General features: G+C 59.4%; 7 protein-coding genes, 2 tRNA genes and 1 pseudogene. 8 read left to right on the top strand and 2 right to left on the bottom strand.

Annotation, left to right across the window (positions count from 1 at the left end):
- Positions 1 to 120: 120 nt before the first annotated feature.
- Positions 121 to 207: transfer RNA gene (locus tag SOP85_RS30205), tRNA-Leu, on the bottom strand.
- A 189-nt stretch (positions 208 to 396) separates the two neighbouring features.
- Positions 397 to 483 (bottom strand) — tRNA-Leu (locus tag SOP85_RS30200).
- A 225-nt stretch (positions 484 to 708) separates the two neighbouring features.
- On the opposite strand from SOP85_RS30200, the gene rnr reads away from it, so the two are divergent.
- The 8 genes and pseudogenes from rnr to SOP85_RS30160 all read left to right on the top strand — a co-directional run.
- A complete protein-coding gene (gene rnr, locus SOP85_RS30195) occupies positions 709 to 3,336 on the top strand; it encodes a ribonuclease R (protein WP_323629305.1) in 2,628 nt (875 codons plus the stop codon).
- The gene (gene rlmB, locus SOP85_RS30190; protein WP_007973273.1) at positions 3,333 to 4,100 is read left to right on the top strand and encodes a 23S rRNA (guanosine(2251)-2'-O)-methyltransferase RlmB; all 768 of its coding nucleotides are present in this window, start codon (positions 3,333 to 3,335) and stop codon (positions 4,098 to 4,100) included. Before rnr ends, rlmB begins: the two co-directional genes overlap by 4 nt.
- 307 nt (positions 4,101 to 4,407) lie before the next feature.
- On the top strand, positions 4,408 to 4,830 hold the full coding sequence (gene rpsF / locus SOP85_RS30185) for a 30S ribosomal protein S6 (protein ID WP_003217491.1): 423 nt from the start codon (positions 4,408 to 4,410) through the stop codon (positions 4,828 to 4,830).
- A 28-nt stretch (positions 4,831 to 4,858) separates the two neighbouring features.
- Positions 4,859 to 5,089 (top strand): 30S ribosomal protein S18, encoded by a 231-nt coding sequence (rpsR, locus tag SOP85_RS30180; RefSeq protein ID WP_002551829.1) that lies wholly within the window; start codon positions 4,859 to 4,861, stop codon positions 5,087 to 5,089.
- A 36-nt stretch (positions 5,090 to 5,125) separates the two neighbouring features.
- On the top strand, positions 5,126 to 6,019 hold the full coding sequence (locus tag SOP85_RS30175; protein WP_046819829.1) for a hypothetical protein: 894 nt from the start codon (positions 5,126 to 5,128) through the stop codon (positions 6,017 to 6,019).
- Positions 6,020 to 6,038: 19 nt separating this feature from the next.
- On the top strand, positions 6,039 to 6,485 hold the full coding sequence (rplI, locus tag SOP85_RS30170; RefSeq protein WP_008058981.1) for a 50S ribosomal protein L9: 447 nt from the start codon (positions 6,039 to 6,041) through the stop codon (positions 6,483 to 6,485).
- Positions 6,486 to 6,620: 135 nt separating this feature from the next.
- Positions 6,621 to 8,018 (top strand): replicative DNA helicase, encoded by a 1,398-nt coding sequence (gene dnaB / locus SOP85_RS30165; protein ID WP_008058980.1) that lies wholly within the window; start codon positions 6,621 to 6,623, stop codon positions 8,016 to 8,018.
- 190 nt (positions 8,019 to 8,208) lie between these two features.
- Positions 8,209 to 9,210: pseudogene (locus SOP85_RS30160) on the top strand (YgiQ family radical SAM protein); the annotation flags it as partial.

Here is a 9,210-nt window from a genome sequence, read left to right as displayed (position 1 = left end):
CAAAAGATCGCAGCCTGCGGCAGCTCCTACAGGGGGCGTATGCTTTTCAAAGGCCAGAAACGCAAAAACCCGCTTTCGCGGGTTTCTGTGAAATCCAAGGCCGTAACCTTGAATTTGAATTGGTGCCCAGAAGAAGACTCGAACTTCCACGACCTTGCGGTCACCAGCACCTGAAGCTGGCGTGTCTACCAATTTCACCATCTGGGCATTTCTTCTTCAGCGTTGCCGCTGTTGATGTGGCGCACTATACGGAGCGCAATTTGATCTGTAAACCCCTGATTTAAAATTATTAAATCAGATCTCAAAAATGCTTGAACCAGATCTCGAAAATGCAAAAACCCGCTTTCGCGGGTTTTTGTGTGAGCCTTGAAATTGAACTAATCTCAAGCTCGAAATTGGTGCCCAGAAGAAGACTCGAACTTCCACGACCTTGCGGTCACCAGCACCTGAAGCTGGCGTGTCTACCAATTTCACCATCTGGGCAGTATCGGCAACGTTGTCCGTCGTCGATGGCGCGCACTATACGGAGCGTCTTTTTAACTGTAAACCCCCGACACCAAAAAAACCTGAAAAATTTCACCAGTGGTATTCAAATCAACATTCTGGTGTCGATACAGGGCTTTAGATGGGGCGTCTTAGCCTGAAATTTCCCGTTTCATTACGCCTATGCCAAACTAACCCGTATATAGACAAGGTGAAAACTCTCTAATGGCCGATTGGCAGTCCCTCGATCCCGAGGCCGCTCGTGAAGCGGAAAAATATGAAAACCCCATTCCTAGCCGCGAACTGATCCTTCAGCACCTTGCTGATCGGGGTTCGCCTGCTAACCGCGAGCAACTGGTCGAAGAGTTTGGTCTGACCACGGAAGACCAGATCGAAGCCCTGCGCCGCCGCCTGCGCGCCATGGAGCGCGATGCTCAACTCATCTATACCCGTCGCGGCACGTATGCGCCGGTGGACAAGCTCGACCTGATCCTGGGTCGCATCAGCGGTCACCGTGACGGCTTCGGTTTCCTGGTGCCGGACGACGGCAGCGACGACCTGTTCATGAGCCCGGCGCAAATGCGCCTGGTGTTTGACGGTGACCGTGCGCTGGCGCGTGTTTCCGGGCTGGACCGTCGCGGTCGCCGCGAAGGCATGATCGTCGAAGTGGTGTCCCGTGCCCACGAGACCATCGTCGGTCGCTATTTCGAAGAAGGTGGTATCGGTTTCGTTGTCGCGGATAACCCGAAGATCCAGCAGGAAGTGCTGGTGACGCCGGGCCGTAACGCCAACGCGCAGGTCGGTCAGTTCGTTGAAGTGAAGATCACTCACTGGCCGACGCCACGCTTCCAGCCGCAAGGCGACGTGGTCGAAGTCGTGGGCAACTACATGGCGCCGGGCATGGAAATCGACGTTGCCCTGCGCACCTACGATATTCCTCACGTCTGGCCTGACGCCGTGCTCAAGGAAGCCGGCAAGCTCAAGCCGGAAGTCGAAGAGAAAGACAAAGAGAAACGCATCGACCTGCGTCACCTGCCGTTCGTCACCATCGACGGCGAAGATGCCCGCGACTTCGATGACGCGGTCTACTGCGAAGCCCGTCCGGGCAAGCTGCGCCTGTTCTCCGGCGGCTGGAAGTTGTACGTGGCGATTGCCGACGTATCCAGCTACGTGAAGCTCGGTTCGGCGCTGGATGCCGAGGCGCAGGTTCGCGGCAACTCGGTGTACTTCCCCGAGCGCGTGATTCCGATGCTGCCTGAGCAGTTGTCCAACGGCTTGTGCTCGCTGAACCCGCAGGTCGATCGCCTGGCCATGGTTTGCGAGATGACCATCTCCAAATCCGGCGAAATGACCGACTACTGCTTTTACGAAGCGGTGATCCACTCCCACGCCCGCCTGACCTACAACAAGGTCAGCGCGATGCTGGAAACGCCGAAAGCCACCGAAGCGCGCAAGCTGCGTGGCGAATACACCGACGTGGTGCCACACCTCAAACAGCTGTATTCGCTGTACAAGGTGTTGCTGGCGGCCCGTCACGTGCGTGGCGCGATCGATTTTGAAACCCAGGAAACCCGGATCATCTTCGGTTCCGAGCGCAAGATCGCGGAAATCCGTCCGACCATACGCAACGACGCGCACAAGCTGATCGAGGAATGCATGCTGGCGGCCAACGTGGCCACCGCCGAATTCCTCAAGAAGCACGAGATTCCTGCGTTGTACCGCGTGCACGACGGCCCGCCGCCGGAGCGCCTGGAAAAACTGCGCGCCTTCCTCGGCGAGCTCGGCCTGTCCCTGCACAAAGGCAAGGACGGCCCGTCGCCGAAGGATTACCAGGCGTTGCTGGCCGGCATCAAGGATCGTCCGGATTTCCACCTGATCCAGACCGTGATGCTGCGTTCGTTGAGCCAGGCGGTGTACAGCGCCGATAACCAGGGCCACTTCGGCCTGAATTACGAGGCGTACACCCACTTCACTTCGCCGATCCGCCGCTACCCGGACTTGCTCACGCACCGGGCGATCCGCAGCGTGATCCATTCCAAGCAGGACACTCCGCACGTTCGCCGTGCCGGTGCGATGACCATTCCGAAGGCGCGCATCTATCCGTACGATGAGGCGGCCCTGGAGCAGCTCGGCGAGCAGTGCTCGATGAGCGAGCGCCGTGCCGACGAGGCGACCCGCGATGTGGTGAACTGGCTCAAGTGCGAGTTCATGAAAGATCGCGTGGGCGAGTCGTTCCCGGGTGTGATCACTGCCGTCACCGGCTTTGGTCTGTTCGTCGAGCTGACCGACATCTACGTCGAAGGCCTGGTGCACGTCACCGCGCTGCCGGGCGACTACTACCACTTCGACCCTGTGCACCACCGCCTGGCCGGTGAGCGTACCGGTCGCAGTTTCCGCCTGGGCGACACCGTTGAAGTGCGGGTCATGCGCGTCGACCTCGACGAGCGCAAGATCGACTTCGAGATGGCTGAAAAAACCATCAGCGCGCCGATCGGCCGCAAAAAACGCGGCGCCGAAACAGCAGCACCTACCGGCAAAGCCGAAGCAGAGCCGGCCCCGGCGAAAACCGGTCGTCGTCCTGCCAAGGAAAAGGCAGTCGAGGCTTATCGCCCGAGTGATGCGGCGGCGAAAAACGCCGAAGTGCGCAAGAGCCGTGAAATGAAGCAGGCGTTGCTCGCCGGCGCGAAAAGCGGCGGTAAAGCGGCGTCTGCGGGAAAGACCGGACGGTCGGCGCCTGAAAAGGCTGCCGGCGGCAAGCCAGCCAAACCGAGCAAACATCGTAAAGGCCCGCCAAAAGCGGGCTCGGCCCCAGCCAAAAGCGGCGGGGCGCGTAAACCTAAGGCCAAGCCATGAGTCAGTTGGAAAAAATCTATGGCGTGCATGCTGTAGAAGCGTTGTTGCGTCATCACCCGAAACGCGTCAAGCAGATCTGGCTGGCCGAAGGTCGCAATGACCCTCGGGTCCAGACGCTGATTGAGCTGGCCAACGAAAACCGCGTCCAGGTCGGCCAGGCCGAGCGCCGCGAAATGGACGCCTGGGTTGAAGGCGTGCACCAGGGCGTGGTCGCGGACGTGAGTCCGAGCCAGGTCTGGGGCGAGGCGATGCTTGACGAGTTGCTTGATCGCACCGACGGCGCGCCGTTGTTGCTGGTGCTCGACGGTGTGACCGATCCGCACAACCTTGGCGCCTGCCTGCGTTCCGCCGATGCGGCGGGCGCGCTGGCCGTGATCGTGCCGAAGGACAAGTCAGCGACCCTGACGCCGGTTGTACGAAAAATCGCCTGCGGTGCGGCGGAAGTGATTCCGTTGGTGGCCGTGACCAACCTGGCGCGCACCCTGGAAAAACTCCAGCAGCGTGGTTTGTGGGTTGTCGGTACGGCCGGGGAAGCCGAGGTCAGCCTGTATGACCAGGACCTGACCGGCCCGACCATCCTGATCATGGGCGCCGAAGGCAAAGGCATGCGTCGCCTGACCCGCGAGCATTGCGACTACCTGGTGAACCTGCCGATGGCCGGTAGCGTCAGCAGTCTCAACGTGTCCGTGGCGACGGGCGTGTGCCTGTTCGAAGCGCAGCGCCAACGCAGCGTCAAGGCCAAGGCTGCCGCCAAAAAATCCTGAGCTGAACGCACATCCGTTGTAGGAGCTGGCTTGCCAGCGAAAGCGGAGCAACATTCAGCAACGATGCTGGATTGAATGCCGCTTTCGCGGGCAAGCCCGCTCCTACAGTGTTTTGTGGTGTGGCATGAATTGGGGGTTGTTCAAATAATCACCAATTCCCTTGCGCCTCCCACGCCCCTTCTCTACAATTGCGCCCCTTGCTGTGATGGCAGGCACCCACGTGTCTAGCGTCCTCAAGTCCATAAGTGTCATTCACTCCTTGTCTGACCGCTTTTGAGCGGCAGGCTACAACCCGTAAGGAGCATTCATGCGTCATTACGAAATCATCTTTTTGGTCCACCCGGATCAAAGCGAGCAAGTCGGCGGCATGGTTGAGCGTTACACCAAGCTGATCGAAGAAGACGGCGGCAAAATCCACCGTCTGGAAGATTGGGGCCGTCGTCAACTGGCCTACGCAATCAACAATGTTCACAAGGCTCACTACGTGATGCTGAACGTTGAGTGCACTGGCAAGGCCCTGGCCGAGCTGGAAGACAACTTCCGCTACAACGATGCAGTGATCCGTAACCTGGTCATCCGTCGCGAAGAAGCCGTTACCGGCCAATCCGAGATGCTCAAGGCTGAAGAAAACCGCAGTGAGCGCCGTGAGCGTCGCGACCGTCCTGAGCACGAAGGCGCTGAAAGCGCTGACAGTGATGACAGCGACAACAGCGATAACGCTGACGAGTAATCCACGGACCTTTTAAGGAGCCTATCAAATGGCACGTTTCTTCCGTCGTCGTAAATTCTGCCGCTTCACCGCTGAAGACGTGAAAGAGATCGATTACAAAGATCTCAACACTCTGAAAGCCTACGTATCCGAGACCGGCAAAATCGTTCCAAGCCGCATCACCGGTACCAAAGCACGTTATCAGCGTCAGCTGGCCACCGCTATCAAGCGCGCCCGCTTCCTGGCCCTGCTGGCCTACACCGACAGCCACGGCCGCTGAGACCGGGCAGTCGACACGTAGCAAAGGATTGAATGTATGCGTGCCTTAGCTGAGTTCATCATGCGGGGCCGTATGCAGGCCACTCTCGTAGTGGCTGGATGCGCGGCATTGCCGTTGTTGTATTGGTTGGGTGCTGCCGCCGGATGCCTTGTGCTCCTGCGGCGCGGATTGAAGGACGCCCTTGGCGTTCTTGCTCTGGGACTGCTGCCGGCATTGATCTGGTGGCTTTACTCCGACGACCCACGGGCACTTCTGGTGCTGCTGGGGTCTGCGAGCCTTGCGTTGGTTTTGCGCGCAAGCGAGTCCTGGAACCGCGTGCTGCTGGTCAGCATAGCGATGGGAGTGGTGTTTTCAGTGGTGCTGGGGATGGCTTTTGGTCCCCAGATCGAGATGCTGGCGCAGGCTTTGATAAAAGTCATGCCGTCGCTACTCGGTGATGTCTACCAGCAGATGTCGGTAGACGAGCAAGCGCGTTTCGCGTCCCTGATTACACCGATCCTGACCGGCCTGATTGCGGCCCTGTTGCAAATCGTCAGTGTGCTGAGCCTGATTGTCGGGCGCTACTGGCAGGCGTTGTTGTACAACCCCGGTGGTTTTGGTCGCGAGTTTCGCGCCGTCCGAATCCCGCTGGGTCCCGCGATGTTGCTGCTGGCGGGCATGGTTGTGTCACCGAATCTCGGTGTCCAGATGTCCATGCTTGTACCGTTGTGCAGCGTACCGCTGGTTTTCGCCGGGCTGGCCCTGATTCACGGGCTGGTGGCGCAAAAGCGACTGGCCAAATTCTGGCTGGTGGGGTTGTACGTCACGCTGTTGCTGTTCATGCAGCTGATCTATCCGTTGCTGGTGGTCCTGGCCATCGTCGACAGCCTGATTGATTTTCGCGGTCGTCTGGCGCCGAAAGACGCCGATGATGCGAACGGTGAAGGTTAAAAGTTAAGAGGATTTTCACATGCAACTGATCCTTCTGGAAAAAGTCACCAACCTGGGCAACCTGGGTGACAAAGTGAACGTTAAGGCTGGTTACGGTCGTAACTACCTGCTGCCTTACGGCAAAGCTACCGCTGCGACCCCAGCCAACCTGGCTGCGTTCGAAGAGCGTCGTGCCGAGCTGGAAAAAGCCGCAGCAGATCGTAAATCGTCGGCTGAAAGCCGCGCTGCCCAACTGGCCGAGCTGGAAGTGACCATCACTGCCACCGCTGGCGACGAAGGCAAGCTGTTCGGTTCGATCGGTACTCACGACATCGCTGACGCACTGACCGCCTCCGGCGTTGAAGTAGCGAAAAGCGAAGTTCGTCTGCCGAACGGCACTATCCGTAACGTAGGTGAATTCGACGTAGCCGTGCACCTGCACGCCGAAGTTGAAGCCACCGTACGCGTTGTCGTGGTAGCAGCTTAAGCAGCACTTGTCGGCTGGCACCCTCGGGTGCTTGTCGGTAACATCGGGCACGATCCTGTTCACAGGTCGTGCCCTTTGTCTTTCTGGTAACACCTGTTTTCAAACCCCTGCTTTTCCTCAACAAACCAAGTGGCCATGAACGAAATTTCCGCTCCTGAGCAATACGATCTGCAAACCGCCGCGCTGAAGGTGCCGCCGCATTCCATCGAAGCCGAACAGGCTGTACTCGGTGGTCTGATGCTGGACAACAACGCTTGGGAGCGCGTGCTCGATCAAGTCTCCGACGGCGATTTCTATCGACATGACCACCGCCTGATCTTCCGTGCGATCGCCAAGCTGGCCGATCAAAACATGCCGATCGACGTCGTGACCCTGTCCGAGCAACTGGACAAGGAAGGCCAGACGTCCCAGGTCGGCGGCCTTGGTTACCTGGGCGAACTGGCGAAAAACACGCCATCGGTCGCCAACATCAAGGCCTATGCGCAGATCGTTCGTGAGCGGGCCACCTTGCGCCAGCTGATCGGCATCAGCACCGAAATCGCCGATAGCGCGTTCAACCCGGAAGGCCGTACCGCCGCCGAGATTCTCGACGAGGCCGAGCGGCAGATCTTCCAGATCGCCGAGGCCCGGCCGAAAACCGGTGGCCCGGTGGGTGTGAATGACCTGTTGACCAAGGCCATCGACCGCATCGACACCCTGTTCAACACCGACAACGCCATCACCGGCCTGTCCACTGGCTATACCGACCTCGACGAGAAGACCAGCGGCCTGCAGCCGGCCGACTTGATCATCGTCGCCGGCCGTCCGTCCATGGGTAAGACCACCTTTGCCATGAACCTGGTGGAAAACGCCGTGTTGCGCAGCGAGAAGGCGGTTCTGGTTTACTCGCTGGAGATGCCAGGCGAATCGCTGATCATGCGTATGCTGTCGTCCCTGGGGCGTATCGACCAGACCAAGGTCCGTTCCGGTCAGCTGGAAGACGACGATTGGCCACGCCTGACCTCAGCGGTCAACCTGCTCAACGATCGCAAGCTGTTCATCGACGATACCGCGGGCATCAGTCCGTCGGAAATGCGTGCGCGGACCCGGCGTCTGGTGCGTGAGCATGGCGAAGTCGGCCTGATCATGATCGACTACCTGCAGCTGATGCAGATCCCGGGTTCCAGCGGTGACAACCGAACCAACGAGATTTCCGAGATCTCCCGGTCCCTGAAAGCCCTGGCCAAGGAATTCAACTGCCCGGTGGTGGCACTGTCCCAGCTCAACCGTTCCCTGGAACAACGCCCGAACAAGCGCCCGGTGAACTCCGACTTGCGCGAATCCGGAGCGATCGAGCAGGACGCCGACGTGATCATGTTCGTGTATCGCGACGAGGTGTATCACCCCGAGACCGAGCACAAGGGCATTGCCGAAATCATCATCGGCAAGCAGCGGAACGGGCCGATCGGCTTTATTCGCCTGGCCTTTATCGGCAAGTACACGCGGTTCGAGAACCTGGCGCCGGGTAGCTATAACTTCGACGACGACGAATAAGTTATATGGCGTCCTGAAGGGCCCCATCGCTGGCAAGCCAGCGCCTGCAGGGGGCGCGTCGTACCTGTAGGAGCAAGCTTGCTCGCGATAGGGGCGACGCAATTTCCGACCACAGCCGTCGGAATTGGTCAAAATTTGTGCTATATTCCGCGCCCGCGAAATTCAATGAAAGCCAACACCGGTTATCGACATGCAAGCAGCCAAGCCGTTATTTGACTATCCCAAGTACTGGGCCGAATGTTTCGGGCCAGCGCCATTCCTGCCCATGAGCAGGGAGGAGATGGATCAGCTTGGCTGGGATTCCTGCGACATCATCATCGTCACCGGTGATGCGTACGTCGATCACCCGTCGTTCGGCATGGCGATCATCGGCCGGCTGCTGGAGTCCCAGGGCTTCCGCGTCGGCATCATTGCCCAGCCGAACTGGCAGTCCAAAGACGACTTCATGAAGCTCGGCGAGCCGAACCTGTTCTTCGGTGTCGCGGCCGGCAACATGGACTCGATGATCAACCGCTACACCGCCGACAAGAAAATCCGTTCCGATGACGCCTACACCCCAGGTGGCATGGCGGGCAAACGTCCGGACCGCGCGAGCCTGGTGTACAGCCAGCGCTGCAAGGAAGCTTACAAAAACGTGCCGATCGTTCTTGGCGGCATCGAAGCGTCCCTGCGCCGCATCGCCCACTACGATTACTGGCAGGACCGGGTACGCAACTCGATCCTGATCGACGCCTGCGCCGACATCCTGCTCTACGGCAACGCCGAGCGTGCGATCGTCGAAGTCGCCCAGCGCTTGTCCTACGGTCACAAGATCGAAGACATCACCGACGTGCGCGGCACCGCGTTCATCCGTCGTGACACGCCAAAAGACTGGTACGAAGTCGACTCCACGCGCATCGACCGTCCGGGCAAGATCGACAAGATCATCAACCCGTACGTCAACACCCAGGACACTCAGGCCTGCGCCATCGAGCAGGAAAAAGGTCCGGTTGAGGATCCGCAGGAAGCCAAGGTCGTGCAGATCCTGGCAAGCCCGAAGATGACCCGCGACAAGACGGTGATCCGCCTGCCGTCGGTGGAAAAGGTCCGCAACGACGCGGTGCTCTACGCCCACGCCAACCGCGTGCTGCACCTGGAAACCAACCCGGGCAACGCCCGTGCCCTGGTCCAGAAGCCAGGGGTGTCGAGGGCT

It is taken from the genome of Pseudomonas sp. YuFO20 (genome assembly GCF_035064975.1).
Classification (GTDB): Bacteria; Pseudomonadota; Gammaproteobacteria; order Pseudomonadales; family Pseudomonadaceae; genus Aquipseudomonas; species Aquipseudomonas putida_AE.
The sequence above is the reverse complement of the archived record's forward strand: the minus strand, read 5'-3'. Positions and strand labels throughout refer to the sequence as shown.

What these genes read in the sequence shown, in the direction of transcription:
- rnr (WP_323629305.1), top strand. Translation starts at nt 709, where the DNA reads ATGGCCGATTGGCAGTCCCTCGATCCCGAGGCCGCTCGTGAAGCGGAA.
- rlmB (WP_007973273.1), top strand. Translation starts at nt 3,333, where the DNA reads ATGAGTCAGTTGGAAAAAATCTATGGCGTGCATGCTGTAGAAGCGTTG.
- rpsF (WP_003217491.1), top strand. Translation starts at nt 4,408, where the DNA reads ATGCGTCATTACGAAATCATCTTTTTGGTCCACCCGGATCAAAGCGAG.
- rpsR (WP_002551829.1), top strand. Translation starts at nt 4,859, where the DNA reads ATGGCACGTTTCTTCCGTCGTCGTAAATTCTGCCGCTTCACCGCTGAA.
- SOP85_RS30175 (WP_046819829.1), top strand. Translation starts at nt 5,126, where the DNA reads ATGCGTGCCTTAGCTGAGTTCATCATGCGGGGCCGTATGCAGGCCACT.
- rplI (WP_008058981.1), top strand. Translation starts at nt 6,039, where the DNA reads ATGCAACTGATCCTTCTGGAAAAAGTCACCAACCTGGGCAACCTGGGT.
- dnaB (WP_008058980.1), top strand. Translation starts at nt 6,621, where the DNA reads ATGAACGAAATTTCCGCTCCTGAGCAATACGATCTGCAAACCGCCGCG.